The 26,967-nt window shown below is 44.2% G+C and carries 18 protein-coding genes and 5 tRNA genes; 14 read left to right on the top strand and 9 right to left on the bottom strand.

Going from position 1 to position 26,967, the window contains the following annotated elements; genetic code table 11:
• Positions 1 to 234: 234 nt before the first annotated feature.
• Entirely contained in the window at positions 235 to 1,377 is a 1,143-nt protein-coding gene (locus AB4238_RS01235; protein WP_372030702.1) for an alanine--glyoxylate aminotransferase family protein, read from the top strand.
• Between the two features lie 100 nt (positions 1,378 to 1,477).
• Here AB4238_RS01235 and lepB read toward each other — a convergent pair whose 3' ends face one another.
• The 4 genes from lepB to AB4238_RS01255 all read right to left on the bottom strand — a co-directional run bounded on the left by lepB (position 1,478) and on the right by AB4238_RS01255 (position 6,060).
• A complete protein-coding gene (gene lepB, locus AB4238_RS01240) occupies positions 1,478 to 2,302 on the bottom strand; it encodes a signal peptidase I (RefSeq protein ID WP_372030703.1) in 825 nt (274 codons plus the stop codon).
• Positions 2,303 to 3,066: 764 nt separating this feature from the next.
• Positions 3,067 to 4,425, bottom strand: a complete 1,359-nt coding sequence (locus AB4238_RS01245) for a sodium-dependent transporter (RefSeq protein WP_372030704.1) — start codon at positions 4,423 to 4,425, stop codon at positions 3,067 to 3,069.
• A gap of 285 nt (positions 4,426 to 4,710) precedes the next feature.
• Positions 4,711 to 5,196: an Lrp/AsnC family transcriptional regulator gene (locus AB4238_RS01250; protein WP_371994718.1), complete on the bottom strand. Its 486-nt coding sequence runs from the start codon at positions 5,194 to 5,196 to the stop codon at positions 4,711 to 4,713.
• Positions 5,197 to 5,274: 78 nt separating this feature from the next.
• Positions 5,275 to 6,060 carry a phosphatase PAP2 family protein gene (locus AB4238_RS01255; RefSeq protein WP_372030705.1) on the bottom strand — a complete coding sequence of 262 codons (786 nt, stop codon included), beginning with the start codon at positions 6,058 to 6,060 and terminating at the stop codon, positions 5,275 to 5,277.
• Between the two features lie 96 nt (positions 6,061 to 6,156).
• On the opposite strand from AB4238_RS01255, the gene AB4238_RS01260 reads away from it, so the two are divergent.
• The gene (locus AB4238_RS01260) at positions 6,157 to 7,119 is read left to right on the top strand and encodes a DUF417 family protein (RefSeq protein WP_372030706.1); all 963 of its coding nucleotides are present in this window, start codon (positions 6,157 to 6,159) and stop codon (positions 7,117 to 7,119) included.
• 58 nt (positions 7,120 to 7,177) lie between these two features.
• Here the strand turns inward: AB4238_RS01260 and ubiK are convergent, their stop codons facing one another.
• The 4 genes from ubiK to AB4238_RS01280 all read right to left on the bottom strand — a co-directional run bounded on the left by ubiK (position 7,178) and on the right by AB4238_RS01280 (position 12,340).
• On the bottom strand, positions 7,178 to 7,432 hold the full coding sequence (ubiK, locus tag AB4238_RS01265; RefSeq protein WP_372030707.1) for a ubiquinone biosynthesis accessory factor UbiK: 255 nt from the start codon (positions 7,430 to 7,432) through the stop codon (positions 7,178 to 7,180).
• A 175-nt stretch (positions 7,433 to 7,607) separates the two neighbouring features.
• A complete protein-coding gene (locus AB4238_RS01270) occupies positions 7,608 to 10,688 on the bottom strand; it encodes a multidrug efflux RND transporter permease subunit (RefSeq protein WP_372030708.1) in 3,081 nt (1,026 codons plus the stop codon).
• Between the two features lie 14 nt (positions 10,689 to 10,702).
• Complete coding sequence (locus AB4238_RS01275) at positions 10,703 to 11,821, bottom strand: efflux RND transporter periplasmic adaptor subunit (RefSeq protein WP_372030709.1); 1,119 nt, start codon at positions 11,819 to 11,821, stop codon at positions 10,703 to 10,705.
• A gap of 15 nt (positions 11,822 to 11,836) precedes the next feature.
• The gene (locus AB4238_RS01280; protein ID WP_372030710.1) at positions 11,837 to 12,340 is read right to left on the bottom strand and encodes a TetR/AcrR family transcriptional regulator; all 504 of its coding nucleotides are present in this window, start codon (positions 12,338 to 12,340) and stop codon (positions 11,837 to 11,839) included.
• A gap of 306 nt (positions 12,341 to 12,646) precedes the next feature.
• On the opposite strand from AB4238_RS01280, the gene rep reads away from it, so the two are divergent.
• On the top strand, positions 12,647 to 14,659 hold the full coding sequence (gene rep, locus AB4238_RS01285; protein ID WP_372030711.1) for a DNA helicase Rep: 2,013 nt from the start codon (positions 12,647 to 12,649) through the stop codon (positions 14,657 to 14,659).
• Between the two features lie 34 nt (positions 14,660 to 14,693).
• Here the strand turns inward: rep and AB4238_RS01290 are convergent, their stop codons facing one another.
• A complete protein-coding gene (locus AB4238_RS01290) occupies positions 14,694 to 17,315 on the bottom strand; it encodes a diguanylate cyclase domain-containing protein (RefSeq protein WP_372030712.1) in 2,622 nt (873 codons plus the stop codon).
• A 217-nt stretch (positions 17,316 to 17,532) separates the two neighbouring features.
• Here AB4238_RS01290 and AB4238_RS01295 point away from each other — a divergent pair.
• The 11 genes from AB4238_RS01295 (at position 17,533) to AB4238_RS01345 (ending at position 26,868) form a co-directional block, all read left to right on the top strand.
• Positions 17,533 to 17,609 (top strand) — tRNA-Arg (locus AB4238_RS01295).
• 40 nt (positions 17,610 to 17,649) lie between these two features.
• A tRNA-His gene (locus tag AB4238_RS01300) sits at positions 17,650 to 17,725 on the top strand.
• Between the two features lie 117 nt (positions 17,726 to 17,842).
• Positions 17,843 to 17,919 (top strand) — tRNA-Pro (locus AB4238_RS01305).
• 64 nt (positions 17,920 to 17,983) lie between these two features.
• Positions 17,984 to 18,060, top strand: a tRNA-Arg gene (locus AB4238_RS01310).
• An 8-nt stretch (positions 18,061 to 18,068) separates the two neighbouring features.
• Positions 18,069 to 18,144: transfer RNA gene (locus tag AB4238_RS01315), tRNA-His, on the top strand.
• A 255-nt stretch (positions 18,145 to 18,399) separates the two neighbouring features.
• Positions 18,400 to 19,704 carry a trigger factor gene (gene tig, locus AB4238_RS01320; protein ID WP_371990610.1) on the top strand — a complete coding sequence of 435 codons (1,305 nt, stop codon included), beginning with the start codon at positions 18,400 to 18,402 and terminating at the stop codon, positions 19,702 to 19,704.
• 89 nt (positions 19,705 to 19,793) lie between these two features.
• Positions 19,794 to 20,405: an ATP-dependent Clp endopeptidase proteolytic subunit ClpP gene (gene clpP, locus AB4238_RS01325; RefSeq protein WP_220736740.1), complete on the top strand. Its 612-nt coding sequence runs from the start codon at positions 19,794 to 19,796 to the stop codon at positions 20,403 to 20,405.
• Positions 20,406 to 20,489: 84 nt separating this feature from the next.
• Positions 20,490 to 21,761, top strand: a complete 1,272-nt coding sequence (gene clpX, locus AB4238_RS01330; RefSeq protein ID WP_020913314.1) for an ATP-dependent protease ATP-binding subunit ClpX — start codon at positions 20,490 to 20,492, stop codon at positions 21,759 to 21,761.
• Positions 21,762 to 21,909: 148 nt separating this feature from the next.
• The gene (lon, locus tag AB4238_RS01335; RefSeq protein ID WP_372030713.1) at positions 21,910 to 24,267 is read left to right on the top strand and encodes an endopeptidase La; all 2,358 of its coding nucleotides are present in this window, start codon (positions 21,910 to 21,912) and stop codon (positions 24,265 to 24,267) included.
• Between the two features lie 241 nt (positions 24,268 to 24,508).
• On the top strand, positions 24,509 to 24,796 hold the full coding sequence (gene hupB / locus AB4238_RS01340; RefSeq protein ID WP_220736800.1) for a nucleoid-associated protein HU-beta: 288 nt from the start codon (positions 24,509 to 24,511) through the stop codon (positions 24,794 to 24,796).
• A gap of 212 nt (positions 24,797 to 25,008) precedes the next feature.
• Positions 25,009 to 26,868, top strand: a complete 1,860-nt coding sequence (locus tag AB4238_RS01345) for a SurA N-terminal domain-containing protein (protein ID WP_372030714.1) — start codon at positions 25,009 to 25,011, stop codon at positions 26,866 to 26,868.
• Positions 26,869 to 26,967: the final 99 nt, after the last annotated feature.

A 26,967-nucleotide genomic window follows, 5' to 3' on the forward strand; every position in this document is an offset into this window, starting at 1 on the left:
ATTCGGCTTCAATGGGCTCGTCAGGAAATACTCCGAGTAGATCAACTTCTTATACAGTTCGGTATAAGACTGTTTAGCTATAGTTTTACAGCCTTTTTTGTAATAAGGTCTTATACCAAATAACAATAATATTTTTTGGTGTAAGACTGTTGCCATCAACGGACTTTTGTTTCGACAAAATCAATCGGTAGTTCAGGCTTAACCGCAGACAGTATTTGTTTCTAAGGAAATGTAATGTTAATAGCACCCTATATCGAACCATTTAATCCACCGCGCAGAGTGCTGATGGGGCCGGGGCCTTCAGACGTTTATCCTGAGGTACTCGCAGCCCAAGCAAAACCAACTATTGGTCATCTAGACCCATTATTTGTTGGCATGATGGATGAGTTAAAATCCCTGATCCAATATGCATTTCAAACCAAAAATGAGATGACTTTAGCGGTGTCTGCACCAGGCAGCGCCGGCATGGAAACCTGTTTTGTGAATCTGGTAGAGCCGGGCGAAAAAGTGATAGTTTGCCGCAATGGTGTATTCGGTGAACGTATGCGCCAGAACGTCGAACGTTGCGGCGGCGTTGCGGTAATGGTCGATAACGAGTGGGGTGAAGCGGTCGATGTTGATGCAGTTGCCAGTGCATTAGCTGAAAACCCTGATGCGAAGTTCCTTGCCTTTGTGCATGCCGAGACCTCAACCGGTGCGCTATCAGATGCCAAAGCGCTGTGTGCATTGGCTAAACAGCACGACTGTATATCGATTGTTGATGCTGTTACCTCGCTAGGTGGCGTAGAGCTAAGAGTAGATGAGTGGGGCATTGATGCCATCTATTCCGGTAGTCAGAAATGCCTGTCTTGTGTGCCAGGTTTATCGCCAGTGTCGTTCTCACCGAAAGCAGTCGAGAAGATGAAAGCGCGTAAGACACCTGTGCAGAGTTGGTTCCTCGATCAAACGCTGGTGATGGGTTACTGGACGGGCGAGAGCGGCGGTAAACGTAGCTATCACCACACTGCGCCAGTAAACGCATTGTATGCGCTGCATGAATCGCTGCGTTTGTTGTCGCTTGAAGGGTTAGAGCATGCATGGCAACGTCATGCGGATATGCATCAAGTGTTGCGTCATGGGCTGCAGCGTCTAGGGCTCAAATTTGTAGTGGCTGAAGCGGATAGATTACCGCAGTTAAACGCGGTCTATATTCCAGAAGGTATCGATGATGCCAAAGTACGTAAGCAGCTGCTCGAAAACTATAATCTAGAGATTGGTGCAGGACTTGGAGCACTTGCTGGCAAGGCTTGGCGAATCGGCTTGATGGGCTATGCCGCCCGCCGTGAAAATGTTGCGTTGTGTATAAAAGCGTTAGATGAAGTGTTGGTTAAGGTGTGAGACTTGATAGCTTAAGCCTTAAGATTAAGGCTGCGTACAACTAAGCAGCCTTAATTATTTCGCTTCTTTTATTGCTTTAACTTCCTGCTTCAGCAGCTATTCAGGAATTGCTACTGAAACTTACCGAAAGTAACGGCTGCTCACTGCTGAAGTCTGAGATTCTTTCTGGCAATACATACAACAGCTTCCCCATAACTTGTGCTGTACTAACCAGACCGTAAATACGACTATCTTTACTGTTTCTCGATTGATCGCCTAATACATACAGGTAGCCATTTGGCACTTTAAAGCTTTCAGAGTATTGGCAGTCTTGCGCATAGTCTGTTTGGTAATGTGTTTGCCACTGATTACTGACGTCATTTTGAACCCAAGTATTGGCGACTCCATTAATAAACACTAAATTCATACATTCGGTGACGTTATCTCCGGCTATGCCATGAATGCGCTTTTCTAAATATTCGCCATTAATTTCAAAAGAGACTATATCGCCATTTGTAAGCTTATTCCGGTCAAAATAGATATTCTGTAAAACAAACTCACCGTCGTTAATGTGAGTAATACTAGAATTATGACTAATCTTGGCTTTGGCATATCCGCTGAACTGCGAGAAATGTATCACGCTGTAATAACTCACAATAAGGTAAGATAACACCATTAAGGCAGGGACTTTTATGGCTTGATTGCCTTTCGTGTATCTAGGGAGAAAAGCAATGACGATACCGACAGCTATCAGTAAATGAAGCGAGAAAAACCAAGCGATTAATCCTTGTGGGGTATCGGCTAGGCCTAAAAATCGCAACGATGGGAGCAAAATAAATGCCGCTATATAGAGGCTAAACCCTAGTTTTCGGTAACCTAAAAGTACGCTAGCAACCCCAGGTAAAGGAGAGAGTAAAAGTGCCGCAGTTCTTGTTTTTGAAATCAAAAGTTCATTCCATTTTAGCGATGTTTTAAAATAAGCAGCTCAAAAGGCTGCTTATTGAGGTTCATGCTATTTTAGGCTGTTCTAGTGCCGTCACGACCTGGAGTACCTGCTCCAGTAATCATTTTGGCTTCCTCGAGCTTAAGTTTTCGTGTTGTAATCGAATCAAGTAATTTTGATTTTTGCATAGCAACCCCTTAAATAAATTGAAAATATCAAGGGTTCAGTCTGGCATGTATAGATGCGCCTCTCTAGTTTAAAGCTCTAATTCAATATGTATTCATCAGAATAAGCTCAGTATAGTTCTAAGGTATTATCCTAATGCCCACAAATGAGTTGTTTTATGGTTCTCATTGATTGCGATAAGCTCACCCATCTTTGGGGAGCTATCTCAACACCTGTATTACAGGCAAGCTGAGCGATTTGGTAGGGTGGGTAATACCAACTGTGAAAAAGTCAGATCGAAGCTGCCATTATGAATGAGCATTATCTTTTTTCTTGTAAGTCAATATGCGCCTTTTCCAGACGATATAACTCTTATAGAGGACCTCGATACAGCCGTACAGATGCTCTTGAGCCGTTACGGCGTTTAATGAGTTGATGCTTTTAAGTTACCTTTGAACAAACGTATGTAGAGGGGATTTTTTTGTAATCAAGAGTGTTCGGTGTTCCACTCCTTGGATCGACTCTTTACAAGATAATGTGCGAAGCACCACGGCTGTTACTTGCCGTAGGCTCCACCTTAATCATAACCTCTAGCGCAATCGTTATTTGCTAAACAACTGCATGATGATCACGATGATCAGCAGTGGACAGACAAACTTCACATATACAGGCCATAGTTTCCAAAACCAGCTATCAGCTTTAACGCCATCTTGGGCTGCAATGGTGCTGATTAACTTATTGCGATTCCACACCCAGCCAGTGAATATCGCGATACCTAAGGCTATCAGCGGCTGCGCCCGCTCTGTGGTCATGGTGATCATAAAGCCAAATAGCGCGCTGAAGTTAAACACCACTACCATAGATAAAATGGCAATCACCGCGCCGACCAGCAAGGTCGCTTTATCACGGTTCAAGTTGCTCTTCTCGACAATATAACTGGTGGGCACTTCAACAATAGAAATAGCTGAAGTGAGTCCCGCAATGGTCATCAACATAAAGAAGATAATGGCTAATAGATACTGGCTCACGCCACCTAGGGTTTTGAATAGCTCAGGCAATACAGTAAACACTAAGGTATCTGAATTTAGTAGGCTGCCATCTTCGGCAAAAATCTGCACGCCGTTATGTTGGGCTACATACATGGCAGGGATCACCATTAACGCAGCAAGAAAGGCCACGCTAGTATCGGTTAAGGTGACATAAGCAGTGAGTTTGCCTAGATCTTCTTTTTGACTCAAATAAGCGCCGTAAACCATCATGGCACCGGTTCCGATAGTGAGCGAGAAGAAGGTTTGCCCTAGCGCACCAACTAATACTTCAGCCTCAAAGATACGGCTAAAATCAGGAACCAGTAGTACTTCAAGACCTTGCATAGCTCCTGGCTGAGTTAAAATATAACCCACGCCAGCGACTAAGATGATTAGTAGCATGGGCATAAGGCGTTTTGACCAGCGCTCAATACCTTGCTGTACGCCTTGGCGGATCACTAGGATTACCATAGCGATAAAGATAAGCGTAAATACAAGATTGCGCGATAGTGAGAAATCCATTAGCCAAGCGGCAATATCACTCTGACCGCTAACTTGCGCCACGGGGGCTAGCGCGAAACTGACGAACCAGCCTGACAAAATACTGTAGAAGGTACAGATTAAAGTGGCGGTGACGATCGAGATAAAGCCGATGCTTTTACCGATTTTTTTAGCCATTGGACTAGTGGCAACTTTAGCCATAGCATCTGCGGGGTTTGTTTGCCCATGACGACCAATCATCAATTCTGCTAATAGCATAGGGTAGCCGAGTAGTAGGATCAGGAAAAGGTATACCAGTAGAAATGCGCCGCCACCGTGAGTGGCTGCTTGGGTTGGAAATCCCCAGATATTACCCACACCAACTGCGCTGCCTGCTGCAGCCATGATGAAGCCAATTCTAGAACTGAAGTGCCCCTGTTTTACTGTACTCATACCTAATCTCGAACCATTGAAAGAGCGCGCATAATAGAGCTTTAACTCAATAGGTCAACGCAAAAACTATTCGGTAAATACTTAAGTAACGATAATAAAGCGCTTTAAAAGGCATTCAATTAAGATTTATAGTTTCTCTTGTCAATTTTTTCGAGACTATTGTGCGCTGAAAAATGTTTGGCATCAGCGCTACGCAATTTAATCATTTTTGAATTAGTTAGCAAAGTGCGACCGAATCCACAGATTATAGTCGCAACAGAGGAGAATGCTGTTAACTGAGACTTATTAATCTGCAGACTGAGGTAATGGAATTTGAGTTTGGTTTTTAACCTGTTTTAGCACAAAGCTTGAGTGTACACCGGCGATTTTTTCATTGGTGGTCAGCTTGTCGAGTAGGAACACTTTAAAGGCTGGCATATCCTTTACTAGCACTTTAAGTTGGTAATCTGCATCGCTACCGGTTAGTAAACAACACTCTTGTACTTCATCGTATGAAGCGACCGTTGCTTCGAAGTTTTCCAGTGTTTCGCTGGAGTGTTTTTCAAGGCGAACGTGGATATATGCAGTTAATGCTAAGTCAAAATGTGCCGGACTTAGCAAGGTAGCATAACCCGCTATGTAGCCCGCTTCTTCTAGTGCTTTTACCCTGCGAGAACACGGCGAAGGGGAGAGACCCACTTTTTCAGCTAGCTCTTGGTTAGACAATTTTCCATGTTGCTGCACCAGCTTAAGAATATGCAGATCAATCTTGTCCAGTTGAAGCTCAGCCATTGGGATCTCTCTTAGGATTTAAGTAATGTCCTAGGGAGGATACCTAAATTCTATTGAAGTTCAAGGTGTTGTGCTATTTCACCTATTGTTTGTCGATAGTTTCCGCAGCCAGTGGCTACTTAATGTCACTTGTTGCATGACGGCAATACTCGCAAAAGCGATAAGGCCACCAATGACTGTGGACGCAAGTACATCTTGTGACCAGTGCATGCCTAACCACATGCGACTTAAGCCCATGCTGATGGCCCAACTCAATAGCACCAATGGCAATAAAGTTTGCCCAGCCAACAGCAGATAAAAGCTAACAACGAGCGCTAGCGTGACGGCGAAAAGTGTGTGACCAGAAGGGAAGGCGTAACCCACTTCGTGCTGCCAATGTCCCTCAATTTCAGGACTTAGGTTGATATCACTGCGGCTAAGTTCGAGCTGTTTAATGGATTGAGTTAATAACTCACGCTTATCGGCTTTGTTATGTTGATAAAATTCATTGGTATTAAGCAGTGACTCCTGTGCCATCAGTGCGGCATTGGGTCTAGGTTCGGCAAAGTATGGCTTGAGGAAATGATTCAAGCTTAAAGTGGTTGCCATAGCGATGGAAACGGCCATGACTAGCTTTAAGAATTCGGCTCTTTTTAGTGATTGGTAACAAGCGATAAGAATAACAATACCGGTGGCTATCCCGTACGGTGCAGTACCTGTGCTGGTTATCCAGTAAAGTAGTTGTGCGAAAGCTGCATCAAGTTCAATACGAGGGAACATGGTTACTGAAAACGCATATAAGCACGCGGGGATAACCAGTAATACGCCCCAGCCAATCAACATGAGTTTGGTACTGGCTTTAGTGTCACGGTGTAAATGGTTCAATAGCAGCCTCGATAAGCAAGATGGTGGCGGTGCAGTCATGTAGGTTTGAGCACGGCAAGATTAATCCTTGATAGCGCACTATGCTAGCCCAACAGCATGAAGTGTAAATTAATCTTCTTTAACTGGGGTGCAAAATGTTTGAAAGGCTTTTGGCAAAGTGCAGGTCTATTGCTGAAACCAGTATTGAATGAGAATAGGAACCGCTTAATGTTTACGTCGCTTAAATCCATAGTTGTTGCCAACAGCGTATTTATATCGCGTTGGTTATTGGGTAGTTTTTTGCTACTTACCGCGGTAACTCGCTTCACTGCTGACGATGTTAGTTATTTTGCTAAACAACTGCAGGCTGTTAACTTACCTGATCTTCCTTGGTTGTCTGCTGTATTAGGCGTTATGCAGCTTGTTACTTTAGCTGCGCTTATTGTGCCAAGTTATCGTTGGAGCCAGATTATCATCTATGTTTATGCGGGCTTGGCAACGGTGCCGTTGTTGATGATGTTCACCCACCCTGTTTGGATTGATGCTTTAGGAGGTTTTCCGGCTATTGGCGCTGGGCAAGGGCTGATAAAGTACTTAGGGATAGTTGCTGTATCGCTATTTATCGCTTCCCACTATGCCGGCAATACAAGGGTTAATAAGCTTGCAGTTAAGTTAGCTTTGGCGGGGATTTTGCTGGTCATGGTGTGGATTGGTGGCATGAAGTTCACTCAAATAGAGGCTGATGGTATTGAAGGATTGATGAGTACTAGTCCGCTATTTAGCTGGATCTATTCACTGTTTAGCGTACTGCATGGCTCTTACTTTATCGGAGCGGTTGAACTGTTGGCAGTAATAGGTATTTTACTCGCACCTTGGTCTGGTAAAGCTTATGTTTTTGGTTTGAGTATCGCTGCACTGACGTTTGCGGCAACACAGACTTTTGTTATCACTTTGCCAGGCTATGAAACCAGCTTGGGTTTTCCAGTACTCACGGGCAGTGGTCAGTTCATTGTTAAAGATTTAGCACTACTGGCTTGTTGTGTCATCTTGTTTGCCAAGCATGATGCAATCAAGACGTAGGCTGGTCAATGAGCCAATAAAAAAGCACCAGTTAAGGTGCTTTTTTATTGTGTAAAAACTAGTTTTCAGAGTTAAGCTTTGCTTCAAGTGCATCGACTTGAGCTTGCAGTGCTTCTAGCTTTTCGCGGGTTTTGATCAATACATGTTGCTGTACTTCAAACTCTTCGCGAGAAACAACATCTAGCTTCTGTAACTGATTTTGCAGTACTTGCTTGCTACGCTCTTCAAACTCACCCGCAAACTGCTTAAGGCCTGTAGGTAGGTTTTCGCTAAGCTGCTTTGCTACATCTTCGATTTTCTTTGGGTTGATCATCTTTAATATCCGCTAGGGTGCCTGTTTCAGTATGTGTTGATTGTACCTTAGGGGATAGCGATTGCCAAAATAATCGCTGCCAAGTTGACGGGTGACTACCCCTTAAAACAAAAGACCCACGCAGACTTAGTTTTTAAGCTAAATAAGCGTGGGTCTTGATTGTGCTGGCAATACACTATGTATGAGGTTGCAATTCCTCATCAAATACCGGTAGAGGTTCATGTCTCTCGGCAAGGTAAGTGTAGATAACAGGCAATACGAACAGCGTAAAAATGGTACCAATGGCAAGGCCAGATACAATCACAAGTCCAATATTAAAACGCGCTACCGCACCTGCGCCTACTGCAAACAGCAGTGGTATCAGGCCGGCGATCATTGCCGCGGTGGTCATCAAGATAGGGCGCAAACGAATGGTTGCCGCATGCTTAATGGCATCTACTTTACTAAGGCCGTTATGTAGTTGCTCCTCTTTAGCCACTTCACACATTAAGATCCCGTGTTTAGTGATTAGACCCACCAAGGTGATCAAGCCGACCTGAGTGTAGATGTTCATCGACGACAACCCCATTACATGGGTCCAGCCTAGCGCGATTAATGCGCCGCTTATCGCTAGAGGCACCGAGACTAATATCACTAATGGATCTCTAAGGCTTTCGAACTGGCTGGCTAGCACTAAGAAGATAATTGCCAATGCCAGTGCGAAGGTAGCGTATAGCGCTGAACCTTCGGTGACATATTGACGTGCTTCGCCTAAGAAATCATAGCTGTAACCTTTAGGCAGTTCGTTATCGCCAATGTTCTGCAAGAAGGCAATTGCATCACCAATGGCGACACCAGGAGTGGCAACACCGCCCACTGTTATCGCATTCATCTGGTTAAAGTGTGGCAGCGAGCGCGGCTCTGAGATCATCTCGATGTCGACCAAGCTGGATAGCGGAATAGAGCGGCCATCTGCAGCAGTAACATAGTAACCATCGAGTGACTCAGGGTTAGCACGGTATTTACGATCTACCTGCGGGATCACTTCATACGAGCGACCATCAAGGTTGATACGGTTGACGTAACCATCACTCATCATGGTCGTTAGTGTCATGCCAATATCTTGCATAGTGACGCCATAAGTACCGGCTAAGTCACGCTTGATATGGATCTTCATGGTGCCAGAGTCAAATTTAAGGTTTATCTCTGAGTAGACAAATAGCGGGCTTTGCTGCACTTTTTCAAGTACACCACTACCAATTTGAAATAGGCTCTCAAACGAAGCTGAGCTGGTTATTACAAACTGGATAGGTAGTCCGCTAGACGCGCCTGGAAGCTCTGGCATTTGGAATGTAGTAACAGCCATACCTGGAACAGATTTGACTTGTTCACCAAGTAGTTTTTGCATCTCCTTTTGGCTCTTATCACGCTCGCTCCAAGGCACTAAAGGTGCAATACCAAAGGCTTGGTTTGCGTTAGGAACGCCCACAAAGGCAAGTGACGCTGCAGCCTCTGGTTGGGCGCTGATCATGTCAGTCACCAAAGACATATTCGATTGAATATAATCGAGGTTAGCGCTTGATGGCGCGGTGCCCATCATCATCACAACACTCTTATCTTCATTGGGGGCAAGCTCTGACGGAATAAAGCTAAACATTACCGGCAATGAAACAAACACAATCACAGCAAACGCCACGATTACAGGGCGATGGTTCAGCACTGCGGTTAACATGCGGTTGTAGCGAGTGGTTAAGCCATCAAGGAAACGCTCAACGCCACGCTCAAATCGATTTGGTTGTGAGTGGGCTTTCAAGATTTTAGAGCACATCATAGGCGATAATGTTAGTGCTACTATCCCTGAGATAAATACGGCTCCGGCAAGCGTTAAGGCAAACTCTTTAAATAGCGAACCTGTTATCCCGCCCATTAGTGCTATCGGCGCGTATACCGCAGCGAGGGTAATGGTCATTGAGATCACTGGCACTGCAATTTCTCGAGTACCGATAATGGCTGCTCTGAAGGGCGTTTCGCCAAGTTTGATATGCCGGTCGACGTTTTCTACCACTACGATGGCGTCATCCACCACAAGACCAATGGCTAGTACCATTGCCAATAGCGTCATTAGGTTAAGGGTAAAGCCAAACATCTGCATGATGACGGCTACACCTATTAATGACAGCGGAATGGTTACAATCGGGATGATTACCGCTCTAAGTGAGCCTAAAAATAGTGTGATCACCACTATTACAATTAGCGCTGCTTCACCAATGGTTTTTATAACTTCATTGATAGACTCGTCAATCGCTAGCGATGAATCGTACAAGACGCGCGCTTTCATCGACACCGGCAAGTTACGAGTGATGTCAGGCATCATATTGCGAGCATCTGCAGCCACCACTAGTGGGTTAGCCGTTGGCGTGACATCTAGGGCAACGACTACGGCTTCTTGACCATCGGCTAAGGCGCGGTAAACGTCATGACTTTTTTCTAAGCTGACATCGGCAATATCACCGAGGCGAATGACTAAACCATCTTTACTACCAACAACCAGTTTTTCCAACTCAGCCACGGTAGCGACTTGAGTATCCGCGGTGCCGTTAAACAGGGTAAAGGTATTATTTGCTTGGCCCACTGCCGATTGATAGTTGTTGGCTTGCAGTACGTTCATCACATCGGTGGAAGATAAGTTAAAAGCACCCATACGCGCCGGATCTAACCAGATCCGCATGGCGTATTTAATACCGCCATAGAGATTTACTTTAGCGACACCGTCAATGGTAAATAACTCAGGTTTAACCACGCGCTCAAGGTAGTCGGTAATTTGGCTTGAGTTGATCTGGTCGCTAAAGAACGAGATATACAGCACTGAGGTTTGTGAACCCGTCGACATATCAACGGTTGGGTCCTCTGCCTCTTTTGGCAGCTGAGAGCGCACTGAGTTTACCTTGGCTAAGATATCTGCCAAGGCGCCGTTGGGGTCGGTATTGAGCTTCATGTAGACGGTGATTTTTGAGCTACCCAGAAAGCTGTCTGAGGTCATAAAGTCAACGTTGTCCGCTTGGGCTAATGCCTGCTCAAGTGGTTGGGTGATAAAGCCTTGGATCAAGTTAGAGTCAGCGCCGTAGTAACTGGTGGTAACCGTTACAACGGTGTTGGTCATCTCTGGATACTCTCGTACCTGCATACTGTTAAGCGAGTAGAAGCCTAGTAGCAGAATTAGAAAGCTAATGGATGCAGCCAGCACGGGCCTGCGGATAAAAATATCAGTAAAGCGCATAGCTCTATCTCCGCTTATAGCTGTGGCAGTGTGGCGGGAGGCGTTAGCGCATCATTGTCGCTAATACTCACCTTGCTACCGTTACTCAAGCGCACTTGGCCTGAAGTCACTATCATGTCACCTGCTTTAATGTCGCCTGTGATTAGCGCATTGTTTATGCCACGTTCAAGCACATTGACGTTGATCTGCTTTACTCGCTTAATTTTTTCGCCATCTTCAACTTTGTCTTCAATCACATAAACCGAGTTACCATAGAGGGTAAAGCTAATGGCTGTCTGTGGCAGTACTATCTGCTTTGTAAGCTCAGGCAGTTGAATATCAACTTTGGCAAACATGCCGCTACGTAACTTTGAATCAGTATTAGGAATTTGTGCCTGTACTTGGATCAAACCACTTTGGTAGAAAACAGCAGGTTCAATGGCTGAAATCACCCCTTCAAATGGCTCTGTCGGGTAGGCATCAACATACACATGTACTGGCTGGCCTTTAGCAATACGCGGCAGCTGTGTTTGGGGGATGGTAAAACGGATCTTCATGGTGCTGATATCTTCAAGGCGCACAATCTCGGTACCCGTTTGCAGATACTCACCTAAGTTCACATTTCGAATACCCACTAAACCAGCAAAAGGTGCTTTGATTTCGCGGCGGCCAATGGTTGCGCTTAAACTTTCGCTATCGGCTACTAACGCGAGGTACTTTGATTCACTGTTGTCTAAATCCTGCTTGGAAACTGAGTTTTGCTTATAGAGTTTTGTTAAGCGTTTAAAGTCTTCTGATGCCGCGGGGAGCTGCACCTGCTTGCTCTTAAGGTTGGCTTTTTCTACCTTTGAATCCAGTTCAATTAGCATCTGGCCTGTTTCGACAGCGCTACCATTTTCAAATTTAATTGCAGAAACAACACCTGCTAATTCGTTAGAAATAGTGACACCTTGATTAGGTTCAACAAAACCAATGGCATTGATTGTTGGCTGCCATGAGTCGGGGGCTACAGTAATCGCGGTTACCGGAGCAATGGCTTCCGGCATATTGGCGATAGCATCGGCAATCTTGCCTTTAACAAATAGATTGAATCCGATGACAGATCCAAATGCCAGCACAGCAATAACTAACATTACCAGGGTCCATTTTTTCATGTCCTGACAGCTCCTTTAGTGAGTAGATTGGGTTGGGAGTAAAATTGATTTCCAGCATAGATCGCAAACGAGTTCGATCTCATGATTTTCATACTGAATGAGTCCGCGGCGTATGGTGCGAGCAAGCGTCATTGCAGGCTCCATAGATAGTGCATAGAGGGCGCGGGAGTTCAAGGGCTGCATAACACCAGCGGCTTTGCCCTCTTCAAACAGTTGATGCAGCGGCGCAAACAGAGTGAACTCAAGAGCGCGGATCTCTTCGGTATTGCTCTCAGGTAGATGAGCATATTGCTCATAGCTTAAATTGGTCGGTGAACGCTGTTTGCCAAAGTGGTGCATCCTGAGCCAGATCCGCTTAAAGCGTTGCTCTAATGTCCCTTGCTGGTGGTCAGCAAGTAAATGCGCTGCTACTTGAGCTAAGACATCTTTTCTAAGCTCTAAAATGAGTTCATTTTTGTCTTTGAAGTAACGATAGATAGTGCCTGCTGCAACGCCTGCTTCAGTAGCAACTTGTTGCATGGAAAGACCCTGGATCCCGCTAGAGGCGATAATCTTCTCAGAGGCCCTTAAAATTAAATCGCGTTTGTTTGACATAAAACCATAGAGTAATGAATGAACGTTCATTCATTATTTTAATGTTCAATTTGTGTATAAGCAAGAATTAATGGTGGGCGAGGCGACTCTTTACATTGGCACGGCTGAGGTTTGTTTTTAAATATAGTCTATCGTTGGAGGAATAGTCTGATAACTTTTTTTAAAGAGTCGCTTTCTGCTATCATTCGTTCTTTAGTGCCTTCCTTTTAATATCTTGGTTGTTAAGTACAGATGAAGCTCAATCCCGGACAAAATGACGCGGTCCACTATGTTAGTGGTCCTTGTTTAGTGCTTGCTGGCGCAGGTAGTGGCAAAACCAGAGTGATTATTAATAAGATCGCTTATCTGGTGGAAAAGTGTGGCTATAAGGCGCGTAATATTGCTGCGGTGACGTTTACCAATAAAGCAGCACGTGAGATGAAAGAGCGTGTGTCGCAGTCTATGGGGCGCAAAGAGGCGCGTGGGCTGTGGATCTCGACCTTTCACACTCTTGGATTAGAGATTATTAAGCGCGAGCATAAAGTGGTGGGCTTAAAGCCTGGTTTTTCCCTGTTTGATGATCAAGATACCTTGGCTCTGCTTAAAGAATTGACTCTAGATGAGCTTGATGAAGACAAGGACCTGCTGCGATTGCTAGCCACCACCATTTCTAATTGGAAAGGTGATTTGGTGATCCCTGCGCAAGCATCAAAGATTGCTAAGGATGAGCAGCAACAACTGTTTGCAGTGCTATATCATCGTTATGCTCAGCATATGAAAGCATACAACGCGTTGGATTTTGACGATCTTATTCTGCTGCCCACTTTACTGCTTAGGCAGAATGAAGAGGTGAGAACCCGTTGGCAGACTCGCATTCAATATATGCTGGTGGATGAATACCAAGATACCAATACCAGTCAGTATGAGATGGTTAAGCTACTAGTGGGAGAGAGAGCGCGCTTTACAGTGGTAGGTGATGATGATCAGTCTATCTACTCATGGCGTGGCGCTAAACCACAGAACCTGGTGTTACTCGGTAAAGATTTCCCTAAATTGAAACTGATTAAGCTAGAGCAGAACTATCGCTCTAGTCAGCGTATTTTGCGTGCAGCTAATATCTTGATCGCTAATAATCCGCACGTATATGAAAAAGCCCTGTTTAGTGAACTGGCTTATGGTGAACCTATTCGAGTGCTTATCGCTGCCAATGAGGAGCAGGAAGCTGAACGGGTAGTCGCGGAGATGATTCGGCATAAGTTTGTCGGTCGGACACAATATGGCGACTATGCCATTTTGTATCGGGGTAACCATCAGTCTCGTTTACTTGAGCGGGCGTTGATGACTAACCGCATTCCTTACAAGCTCAGCGGCGGCACCTCATTTTTTGGCCGAGCTGAGATCAAAGATATCATGGCCTATCTACGTTTGGTGGTGAACCCTGACGACGATAATGCCTTCTTGCGGATTGTAAACTTGCCGAAGCGAGGTATTGGTCCTGCCACATTAGAGCGCTTAGGTAACTTCTCTAATAAGAAACAGATTTCAATGTTTGCTGCGATTTTTGAAGCAGATCTTAACCATGAACTGCCGCCAGCAGCTATGGCGTCTTTATATAAATTTGGCCGCTTTGTGGTGGAGACGGGTGATTGCGCTGAGCGTGGCGATCCAGTAGAAGCTGTCAAGCAGTTGATCCGTAATATCAATTACGAAGATTACCTATACGAGACTAGCACCAGTGCTAAAGCCGCAGAGATGCGGATGAAGAATATCTCTGAGCTTTATCGTTGGGTAACAGAGATGCTTGAAGGTGATGAGCTGGATGAAGGGATGACGCTACCAGAAGTGGTAGCTCGGCTAACGCTGCGTGACATGATGGAACGTAATAGTGAAGACGAAGGTGGCGATCAAGTGCAGTTGATGACATTGCATGCATCAAAAGGATTGGAGTTCCCTTACGTGTTTATGGTGGGGGCTGAAGAACGTATTTTGCCACACCAAAGTAGCATTGATGAAGATAATGTTGATGAAGAACGTCGCTTAGCTTACGTAGGGATTACCCGTGCACAAAAAGAGCTGTGGTTTGTTATCTGTCGTGAACGACGTCAGTTTGGTGAGACTATTCGTTGTGAACCAAGCCGCTTCTTAATGGAATTGCCGCAAGATGATCTGATTTGGGAAAATAGAAAGCCAGCCCAAAGTGCAGAGCAACGTCAGCAGTCAGGTAAGGCCAATATTGCTAACCTGAGAGATATGTTTAAGAAGTAGTTTCTGTTGTTTCGCAGCAGCTTAAGCTGCTGCGTTATGCGCAAACTTGATTGCTGCTACTATCGAGTTCAAACACTTTTCCAAGTGCGATTCCTTGTCCCTTTTCAAATCCTATATCTGATAGCAGTTGGCAATGTGCTTTCGTTGCAACCCCTACTGCAAATATTTCCAGCTCCAATGCTCTAGCTGCACTGTAATATGCTTTTATTAGTTTTAGATGTTGTTCGCTCTCAAGATGAGTGGCGTAACTAGAGTCTAGCTTTAACGACTGAATGGGTAAGAAGGTTAAGCTGCTTATCGCACTATGGGCACTGCCGTAACCATCTATACCCAACTGCACGTTGAGGCCATTGAGCTGTTCAAAAGCATTAATGTGATTATTGGCGTTTTGCACAAACTCTTTTTCGTTGAAGAATAGGGTGAGCTTGGTTAGATCAAAGCTACACTGCTTTACCTTATTCTTTAGCGCTCTGAGTGCATGTTTATGGTTCAAATGCTGGCTAGATATGGAGACTTGTATGTGGAAGTCCACCCCAAAGCGCTGCTCTAGCGAATGAAAGCCGTCGTTAATCATTGCCAGCATATAGTTATCAAGCTCAATGAGCAGATTGCAGTGCTCTGCAATGTTATTGAGCTGTATTTGCTTCACTTTGCCTAGGGTTGGGTGGTGCCAAAAAAGCCTAGGTTCAAATGCAATGACTCTCTCTGAATCTAGCTCCATAATGGGCAGGTAACTCAACTGTAGATCACCGTTCTCTAACGCAACCTTAAGCTCGTTTTCTAGCTCAAGCTCTTGTACATGCAGTTTATTACTGCCTTGATCAAAGAGCACGTAGCAACCTTTGCCTTTCGATTTTGCTTGATACATTGCGTTGTCAGCATTGCGCAAAATGGATTCACTGGTATCTGAATTGTTCTGCCCGCTCATGGCGAGACCTATACTTGCGCTGGAGTTGAGTTGCTGATTGGCCAATGCATAGGGCCGCGACAACTCAAGTAGTACCCGCTCGGCAACATCTTCAGCATCTTTTTGGTTACCAACAGAATCGAGTAAGATCACAAACTCATCGCCGCCTAATCGGGCTAGCATGTCATTGTTGCGAATACAGAGTTTAAGGCGTTTTGCTGTTTCGATAAGAAAGCGGTCGCCCTCTAGGTGGCCTAAGGTGTCGTTAAGTAGTTTAAACCTATCCATATCGATAAACAGTACGGCGAACTTGTCGAGAGTATGGCGGCGAACATGCTTAATTGATTGCGATAATCGCTCCATAAACATGGCACGATTTGGTAAACCTGTGAGGTTATCATGTTTGGCATCGTGGACTAATTGACGCTCGATACGCTTACGTTGGTTTATCTCTTTTTCAAGATCACCGTTGACACATGCTAACGCTTGAGTTCGCTCATTAATCTTTTCTTCAAGTTGTTCGTAGCTAATTTGTAATGATTCAGCTGACAATTTTTTCTCTATAGCAGTCGCAATATGTTGCGATACAAACGTCAGTAGTTCGAGGTCTTTTTCTTGATAGTTTTGGATATAACTATAGCTGTAAATAGTTAGCGAACCTCTAACTTCACCGTGAATGAATAGCGGTAAGCCTATCCACTGATTTATCTCCTGAGTGTCGTTTAACTCAGGTGCTTCACAGTAGAGCTCACCAGACTGAATAAGGGCATCGATATCACTGCGCTCTAAAAGTCTCGGCTTTTGATTAAGTAAAATATATTCGGTTAAGCCGTCGCTAATCGCTCGGGGTTTAGGTGATGGTAGATCAAACTGCGAAACAAAGTAGGGGAAACTCAGTGAATCCCGTTCGTCATTAAGTAATGAAATAAAGCAATTATTAATTGGAATTAAATGGCTAATAACACGATGAAGCTCTTCGTAAAACTCAAGGCTATCAATGTTTGAAGTTGCAAGATCGGCTATCTCAAATAGAGATTTCTGTAATCGTTCGGCTCTTCGCCTCTCATAAACTTCAAGTTTTAGCTTGTTATACGCAATACTCAACTCTTTAGTGCGAGTCTCGATGGCAAGTTCGAGTTGTTCTTGATATTGCAGACGTTCAATCACCGCTGATATGTGGTGGCTAATAAATGTCATTAGCTCTAATTCCATATCACTGTAATAGGTATCGGTATGATAACTTTGTACCACAAGCACGCCAGTGGTGCTCTCGGCGCTTTTAATTGGCACACCAACCCATTGATGACAATCGCTGCCCCGCGGAATTATCTCGTTAGATGCTACCAACTCTGTGTAGGTGTCGTTATTACAAATTAACGCCTGCTCTGTTTTGAGTACATATCCGGTTAAGCCACTATAGAGCATGTCGGATAGATCTTCTTCTGGATAGCAATCTTCAGGGTGGAGATCTTTTTCATCTTCGAAAAAAGGAACTTCAATTCTTTCTGTCGTTGGATTAAGCGTTGCGATGAAAAAATTGTCAGCAGGAATTAGCTTCTTGAGAGATTGGTGCAGAGATGAATAGAACTCTTCAGGTGTGCTGACGCTTGCTGCGAAGTTAGAAATCTCTAACAGAGCATTTTGGGTGACTTCTGCGCGCTTGTATTTTTGAGCCAATACTTTTAAGCGTGCAATCCTTTTATTTAATTTCACAGTTTCTGTCGACTGCGATGTTTCTTCCCTAAACATGCATTTCCGCCAAGCGCTATTTTTTTATTCTGATCAGGAATTGAGCTAATCAATATAAATAACATGAAAAATCTTTATATCCAAGGCTTTATTTTGTACAGCGGTGCTTTAAAAGCACACTAATCACTCAAATCTTGAGCAAACAGGTAAAAAAAAGCAAATCAACTGTAGACGGGGGGGCTATTTATCCATATTATATGCGGCGCTAACAAGGCAGGCACCCATAGCTCAGCTGGATAGAGCGCACCCCTCCGGAGGGTGAGGCCGAGGGTTCGAATCCTTCTGGGTGCACCAGATTGGAAACGAAAGTTTTGTTAGTAGGAAATAAGCAGTGGTGATTGTAGCTCAGTTGGTAGAGCCCCGGATTGTGATTCCGGTTGTCGTGGGTTCGAGCCCCATCAGTCACCCCATTTTCCTTGTGAAGTTTTAAAGTAAAAAGCTCGGTGATTAGCGCATCTTGGTAGTGTATCAGGGTTGTGATAAGAAGCGGACCAGAGGGTGATCCTCTTTAAACATCTATATTGACTCGGTGATTAGCGCAGCCCGGTAGCGCATCTGGTTTGGGACCAGAGGGTCAGAGGTTCGAATCCTCTATCACCGACCACATTTTTAAGCTAACGTGGAACGTTAGTTGCCCAGTTCAGGAAATGAATTTATTTCATTGCCGAGCGCCCGTAGCTCAGTTGGATAGAGCACCCGCCTTCTAAGCGGGTGGCCGCAGGTTCGAATCCTGCCGGGCGTACCATTTTTGTGGTGATTGTAGCTCAGTTGGTAGAGCCCCGGATTGTGATTCCGGTTGTCGTGGGTTCGAGCCCCATCAGTCACCCCACTCATTCTGTAAAGAAGTTCAAAAAGCGACCCTAGGTCGCTTTTTTTACGTCTGTAAATCATGCTTTGAGGCTCGACTCCAGCGCATTCGATAGCTATAATGTCGCGTCTTGATCATTATCAACTAAGAGTGACCAGTGCCGAACGTCAGCGTTTATGGGCATTTTGGTTAAATTTACGAGTCAAGAAACGAATACCTTAATAGTTGAAATTTCGACTATTACAAAGGACGATAGACATATTTCGAGGTAAAAAAATGCAAGTTTCTGTAGAAACCACACAAGGCCTAGAGCGTCGCCTAACTATTTCGGTACCTGCTGAGCAGATCGAAAATACAGTTAAAGAAGCATTAAAAAGTGAAGCTAAGCGTGCTCGTATCCCAGGTTTCCGTCCAGGAAAAGTACCTGTAAGCGTTATTAATAAGCGTTATGGTAAAGCTATTCGTCAAGACATCACTGGTGAAGTGATGCAGCGTAACTTTGTTGAAGCTATTATTGCTGAAAAGTTAAACCCAGCGGGTGCACCAACTTTCGCTCCAGGAACAACTGAAGGCGAAAGCTTTGAGTTTGTTGCTACTTTTGAAATCTACCCAGAAGTAGAACTTAAAGGTCTAGAGTCAATTGCTGTTGAGCAACCTAAAGCAGAAGTAACAGAAGCTGATGTTGACGCAATGATTGAAACGCTACGTAACCAACATGCTTCTTTTGAAGTTGTTGAGCGTGCAGCTGCTGAAGGCGATAAAGCTAAAATCAACTTCGTTGGTTCAGTTGACGGTGAAGAGTTTGAAGGCGGAAAAGCTGATGACTTCGAACTACAACTAGGCAGCGGCCGTATGATCCCAGGTTTCGAATCTGGTGTTGAAGGGCATAAAGCAGGTGAAGAGTTCGAAATCGAAGTTACTTTCCCTGAAGATTACCACGCAGAGAACTTGAAAGGTAAAGCAGCTAAGTTTGTTATTACTTTGACTGAAGTTCAAGGTGCTGACCTTCCTGAAGTTAATGACGAGTTCGCAACACTATTTGGTGTTAACGAAGGCGGAATCGACGCGTTACGTGCTGAAATCAGCAAGAACATGGGTCGTGAACTTGAGCAAGCGCTTAAAGCGAATGTTAAAGAGCAAGTTCTTAACGGTTTAGTTGAGCAAAATGCTTTGGAACTACCAAAAGCATTGATCGAAGGCGAAGTAGAAGTATTGCGTAAGCAAGCTATGCAACGTTTTGGTGATCAAGCTGCAAGCATGCCTGAACTACCAGCTGACTTGTTCACTGAGCAAGCTGAGCGTCGCGTTAAAGTTGGTTTACTACTTGGTGAAGTTATCAAGACTAGCGAACTTAAAGCTGAAGACGAGCGTGTTCAAGGTTTAATCGCTTCAATGGCATCTGCATACGAAGATCCAAGTGAAGTTGTTGCTTACTACAATGGTAACGAAGAGCTTATGCAAAACATGCGTAACGTTGCACTTGAAGAGCAAGCAGTAGAAGAGTTACTTAAAACTGCAACTTTGACTGAAAAAGAAGTCAATTTTGAAGAATTTATGAACAAGGCTACCGGTCGCGCATAACGATCGCTTGACTTAAATGGCTATTAGCCATTTATAATGGCTCGTATGAGGTTCCTCATGCGAGCCATTTTTATTTAGGGAAGTTAATCATGCACAAAGCACCAGAATCAGTACTTAATGCACTTGTGCCTATGGTTGTTGAACAAACAGCTAAAGGTGAACGCTCATACGATATCTATTCTCGTCTTTTAAAAGAGCGAGTGATCTTTTTAGTCGGTCAAGTTGAAGAGCATATGGCGAACCTTATCGTGGCTCAGTTACTGTTTTTGGAGTCAGAAAGCCCAGATAAGGATATCTACCTTTATATCAACTCGCCAGGCGGTTCTGTTACAGCGGGTATGGCTATTTACGACACGATGCAGTTCATCAAGCCAAACGTAAGTACGGTATGTATCGGTCAAGCAGCAAGCATGGGCGCATTCTTACTAGCAGGTGGAGCAGAAGGAAAACGTCATTGTTTACCTAATTCACGTGTTATGATCCATCAGCCATTAGGCGGGTTCCAAGGCCAGGCATCAGACATTGCTATTCATGCACAAGAGATCTTAGGCATAAAGAACAAGTTGAACACTATGCTAGCCGAACATACGGGTCAGCCACTTGAAGTTATTGAGCGTGATACTGACCGTGATAACTTTATGAGTGCTGACGAAGCAGCTGAATACGGTCTAGTTGATTCAGTTTTAGCAAAACGAGGCTGATTTTTACTTTCTGCTGAGCTATGCTGAGTAAAGAAGTGAAATAAAGAATCCTGCAGTCTTTAGGCTGCAAACAGAGGTAAGGTAATGAGCGAGAACAAAGGTGACGGCGGCAAGCTGCTGTACTGCTCTTTTTGTGGAAAGAGCCAGCATGAAGTAAGAAAACTTATTGCTGGACCTTCTGTATATGTTTGCGATGAATGTGTAGAACTCTGTAACGACATTATTAGGGAAGAGATTAAAGAGATCTCTCCTAAGCAAGATCAAGACAAGTTGCCAACACCGCATGAATTACGAGCGCACTTGGACGATTATGTTATTGGCCAAGACAAAGCAAAGAAGGTGTTGTCAGTAGCGGTATATAACCATTACAAACGCCTTAAAAATGCCAGTCCTAAAGATGGGGTTGAGCTAGGTAAGAGTAATATCTTGCTGATTGGCCCAACTGGTAGTGGTAAAACACTACTTGCAGAAACGCTAGCGCGTTTCTTGAATGTACCGTTCACTATGGCTGATGCAACAACGCTTACTGAAGCGGGTTATGTGGGTGAAGATGTAGAGAACATCATTCAGAAGCTACTGCAAAAGTGCGACTATGATGTAGAGAAAGCCCAGCGCGGAATCGTCTATATCGATGAAATTGATAAAATCAGTCGTAAGTCTGACAACCCATCTATCACGCGTGATGTTTCTGGTGAAGGTGTTCAGCAAGCTTTGCTTAAACTCATTGAAGGTACCGTTGCTGCGGTTCCACCTCAAGGTGGCCGTAAGCATCCGCAGCAGGAGTTCTTACAGGTTGATACCTCTAAAATCCTGTTCGTCTGTGGTGGTGCATTTGCAGGCCTAGAGAAAGTGATTGAACAACGTTCTCATGTGGGCACTGGTATTGGTTTTGGCGCTGAAGTTAAAGGCGAAGCTGACAAAGCGACAATCTCAGACACGTTATTGCAAGTAGAGCCTGAAGATCTGGTGAAGTTTGGTCTAATTCCAGAGTTTATTGGTCGTCTTCCTGTTCTAGCTACGTTAGCTGAACTTGATGATGCAGCACTTATTCAAATTCTTTCTGAGCCTAAAAATGCCATAACAAAGCAGTTTGCTGCTTTGTTTGAAATGGAAGATGTTGAGTTAGAGTTTAGAGAAGATGCACTTAAAGCGATTGCTCTTAAAGCACAGACCCGTAAAACCGGTGCTCGTGGTTTACGCTCTATCGTTGAAGGCATTTTACTCGATATCATGTATGACTTACCGTCAACAGATGATGTGGTTAAAGTGGTTGTCGATGAGTCGGTCGTGAAAGGCGAATCAACACCAATACTTATCTACGCGACAAATGAAGCTCAAACAGCAACGGCTGAATAAGTCATTGCTTAAATAGCATCAGCGTATCGAAAAGGAGCCTTTATGGCTCCTTTTTTGTGCAGTTTATTATTTAATTGTTATTCGCCATTGAAACCTATCGAATCATCCCAATATACTCTTAAGTATTCATATAAAACGGAATCGAGCTATGACTCAAGAGCGTGATACGCGAATCGAACTACCCGTACTACCACTGAGAGATGTGGTGGTTTATCCTCATATGGTAATTCCGTTATTCGTAGGACGAGAAAAGTCCATTCGTTGCTTAGAAAAAGCAATGGATCAAGGTAAACAAATTATTCTGGTCGCTCAGCGTGATGCTGAGCTCGATGACCCAAGCAGCGACGATATTTTCGACGTTGGAACAGTAGCTTCAATCCTGCAACTTTTAAAACTCCCTGACGGCACCGTAAAAGTGTTGGTCGAAGGGGGGCAACGTGCGCGCATCGATAACTATTCAGAGCAGGATGATATCTTCCAAGCCACGGCTCACTATTTAGAGTCAGAGCCTCTTACAGAAAAAGAGGAAGAGGTGCTTGTTCGCTCTGCTGTGGGCCAGTTTGAAGGCTACATCAAGTTAAACAAAAAGATCCCACCTGAAGTCTTAACCTCACTGTCTGGCATCGATGAGGCAGCACGGCTCGCCGATACCATGGCTGCACATATGCCACTTAAGCTAGAAGATAAGCAATCTGTGCTTGAGATGGTTAATGTGGGTGAGCGCATCGAATATTTGATGGCGATGATGGAATCCGAAATCGACTTATTACAGGTTGAGAAACGTATTCGTGGTCGTGTTAAAAAGCAGATGGAAAAAAGTCAACGCGAATACTATTTGAATGAGCAAATGAAAGCTATTCAAAAAGAACTCGGTGATATTGACGAGTCTCATGATGAGTTTGAAAGCTTGGCGAAAAAGATAGAAGAAGCCAAGATGCCTGAGGAAGCTCAGGAAAAAGCGAAAGCTGAACTCAACAAGTTAAAGATGATGTCTCCAATGTCAGCTGAAGCGACAGTGGTGAGAAGTTACGTTGAGTGGATGGTATCCGTCCCATGGCATAAGCGTTCTAAGATCAAACGCGATTTAGCCAAGGCGCAGGATGTACTTGATACAGACCACTTTGGTTTAGAGAAAGTCAAAGAGCGTATTTTAGAATACCTAGCAGTTCAAAGCCGAGTTAAGCAGCTTAAAGGACCAATTCTTTGTTTAGTTGGACCTCCTGGTGTTGGTAAGACTTCTTTAGGGCAATCTATCGCCAAAGCAACAGGGCGTAAGTACGTGCGAGTTGCTCTTGGTGGTGTTAGAGATGAAGCTGAAATTCGTGGTCATCGCCGTACTTATATCGGTTCAATGCCAGGTAAAGTGATTCAGAAGATGTCAAAAGTGGGTGTGAAAAATCCACTGTTCTTGCTTGATGAAATCGACAAGATGAGTAGCGACATGCGTGGCGATCCAGCATCGGCATTATTGGAAGTTCTTGATCCTGAGCAAAATGCAACGTTCAGTGACCATTACATGGAGGTCGATTATGACCTGTCTGATGTAATGTTTGTTGCTACATCGAATTCAATGAACATACCAGGGCCTCTTTTAGACCGTATGGAAGTGATTCGTTTGTCGGGTTATACCGAAGATGAAAAACTGAATATTGCCAAGCAACATTTGTTGCCAAAACAGATTGAACGTAACGGCCTAAAAACGAAAGAGGTGACAGTTGACGATAGTGCCATCATTGGCATTATTCGCTACTACACTCGTGAAGCGGGTGTGCGTGCACTTGAACGTGAACTTTCGAAAATCTGTCGTAAAGTCGTTAAACAGATCTTGCTTGATAAGAGTATTAAGCATGTTGAGGTGAATCAAGACAACCTCAAGTCGTTCTTGGGTGTGCAGCGTTGTGACTATGGTAAAGCAGAGTCAAACAACCAGATTGGCCAAGTAACTGGTCTGGCATGGACTGAGGTCGGTGGCGATTTGCTTACGATTGAGGCAACGTCTGTACCAGGTAAAGGCAAACTGTCTTATACCGGTTCTTTGGGTGATGTCATGCAAGAGTCGATTCAAGCGGCAATGACGGTTGTTCGTGCTCGTGCTGAGCAGATGGGCATTAATCCCGATTTTTATGAAAAGCGCGATATTCATGTGCATGTTCCTGAAGGAGCAACGCCAAAAGATGGTCCTTCAGCCGGCGCTGCAATGTGCACGGCACTAGTATCTAGTTTAACGGGCAACCCTGTTCGAGCAGATGTTGCTATGACTGGTGAAATTACGCTTCGTGGAGAAGTGTTACCGATCGGTGGTTTAAAGGAAAAATTACTTGCTGCACATCGCGGTGGAACTAAAGTCGTTCTAATTCCAAAAGAAAATGAACGAGATTTGGAAGAAATTCCTGCAAATGTTATCGCTGACTTAAAAATTTACCCAGTGAAATGGGTTGAAGAAGTCCTGAAACACGCGTTAGAACGCCCAGTTGAAGGCTTTGAAGTAGTGGAAAACGTGGGCTAACGCAATAAATTGCAGTATTGCACAAAAAAAGTGTAAAAAGGGGCTTACCAAAGCCCTTAGCTGTGGTAGCCTAAGTCAGTGGAGAGTCAGTCGCTCCAGCCCTTGGAGTGACTGGTTTTGAGCAGTATCCTAAAATATTTATTTGGTTTTCCTATAAGGCTTGAACTTTGGTTCCAAGCTTGTTATAAAAAGCCTCCGCAGACCGCTCTAGACAAGGATTTGGGTGCGGTACAAAAATTACATTCAAGGGGATGACATGAACAAATCTGAACTAATCGAGAAAATCGCTTCTGGTGCTGACATTTCTAAAGCCGCTGCTGGCCGTGCATTAGATTCTTTCATTGGCGCTGTTACTGACGGCCTAAAAGAAGGCGATAAGATTGCTCTTGTTGGTTTCGGTACTTTCGAAGTGCGTCAACGTGCAGAGCGCACTGGTCGTAACCCTCAAACGGGTAAAGAGATCAAGATCGCTGCAGCAAACATTCCAGCATTTAAAGCTGGTAAAGCGCTTAAAGACGCTGTTAACTAAGAAATTCGTTAACTGCAGCTTTTGTAAGGTTATTGTATAAAGCACTACTTGATAGTGCTTTTTACGAGCAAAAAGACAATGGCTAAGTATTTACTTAGTGATGGTCAAAAGAGTAAAGAGGTATATGTCTCTTTACTATTAAATTACAAAAAGGCGCATCCAAGAAGTGATGCGCCTTTTTATTTTATTAATCGCAACCAGCGAGAAGTCTGATGTTAGAAAAGATTCGTGAAGGGTCGCAAGGCGTAATTGCAAAGAGCATTTTAGTCTTAGTGATACTTTCATTTGCATTTACGGGCGTGAGTAGTTATTTAGGTTCTTCAACTGAGGTTGCAGCTGCTACCGTAAATGGTGAAGAGATCAGCAACTCAGCGTTAGAACAAGCATATGAGAATGAACGTGGTCGTCTTGAGCAACAGCTTGGTGACATGTTCTCGACTTTATCTGCCGACGACAATTATATGCAAAGCGTTAAGCAAAGTGTATTAGAGCGTCTTGTGGCTGAAAAGTTACTTGATCAAAATGCTGTTGAGCTTGGACTTCGTGTATCTGATGAACAGATCCGCACAGCGATTATGCAGGAACCGGCGTTCCAAACTGACGGTAAATTTGATAACGACCGTTATCAAGCTATTTTGCGCCAGTTAGGCTATCAAGCCAATTCATTCAGAGACATGATGCGTACTGATATGACACGTCGTCAGTTAGTGGCAACTCTAGTTGGTTCTGAGTTTGTGTTACCAGGTGAAGCTGAATATTTGGCTAATATCCAAGGTCAAACTCGCGATATTAATTATTTAGTTATCGATTCTACTCCGTTCCTTGCTGCGGCGAGCGTCACTGATGAGCAGATCCAGACTTATTACAACTCGAATCTTGGTCAATTTGTAAGACCTGAGATAGTAAGCCTTAACTATATTGAACTCGATGCTAAGCAGTTAGCAGCGGATATCACAGTGACCGAAGCGGAAGCTAAAGCGTACTATGATGAGAACAAAGTTCAATATTTACAGCCTGAGAAGCGTTTAGCTGCACATATCCTTATTGGTCTAGACGATGATAATGCTGAACAGAAAGCTGAAGCCATTTACCAAAAACTACAAAATGCTGAAGATTTCGCAGAGCTTGCTAAAGCTGAGTCGCAAGATACATTTAGTGGCGAGCAGGGTGGACAACTTGATTGGTTTGAAGCTGGCGTCATGGAACCAGAGTTTGATGCAGCACTTTTTGCCTTAGATAAAGGCAGCTACTCAAACGTGGTTAAGACCAACTTTGGTTACCACATTATCAAAGCGGTAGATATTCAAGCCGGTGCAGAAGCTCCTTTTGCTGACGTAAAAGAGAAAATCATTGCACAGCTGCAAGAGCGACAAGCTGTCGATAAGTTCTACGAACTTCAGCAAGTACTTGCTGATACAAGCTACGAAGTACCTGATACATTGTCTGAAGCGGCGAGAGAGCTAGGTGTTGAAGTTGAAACAACGCCTGAATTCACTCGAAATAACGCACCAGCTTTGTTTTCAAAGCCTGCCATCCTAAAAGAAGCATTCTCTTCGAATGTATTACTTGATGGCATGAACAGTGATGTGCTTGAAGTTGAAGCAAACCATGTTGTTGTTATTCGTGTTAACTCGCATAAAGCGGCTGGCTCAATGGAGCTTGCAGAAGTTAGAGATGGCATTGCTGGGCGCTTGAAGCAAGAGCAAGCCAATGAAAATGCACGTCAACAAGCACAAGATGCAATGGCTGCATTTAAAGCTGACGGTATAACAGCAGGTTACTTGGTTAAAGACAAGTTAGCACGCTTTGAGCAAGACATTGATGGCGCTGTTGTTAGTAAAGCATTTGCAATGGCACAGCCTGCAGATACAGCAACAGTAGATACAGTTGCGCTTGCTACTGGTTACGCTGTCGTTGTTCTTAATAAGGTAAACGCAGCTGAAGGCGTCGATGCAAACCTTATTGATGCATTAAAACAGCGTTTGAACTCGCAATACACTGAAAACGATTACCGTGCAGTGATTGCTGGCTTAAAAGCTAAGGGCGAAGTACTTTACCCAGTTGTTGAATAAGCAATAAGCGACTTCATCAATATTTAAAGCCGGCAATAGCCGGCTTTTTTGTGTCTAAAATTTGACCCGTGTAGGGCACTTATTGATTCAACGGCAGTT

The organism is Shewanella sp. 10N.286.45.A1 (assembly GCF_041470405.1).
GTDB lineage: Bacteria > Pseudomonadota > Gammaproteobacteria > Enterobacterales > Shewanellaceae > Shewanella.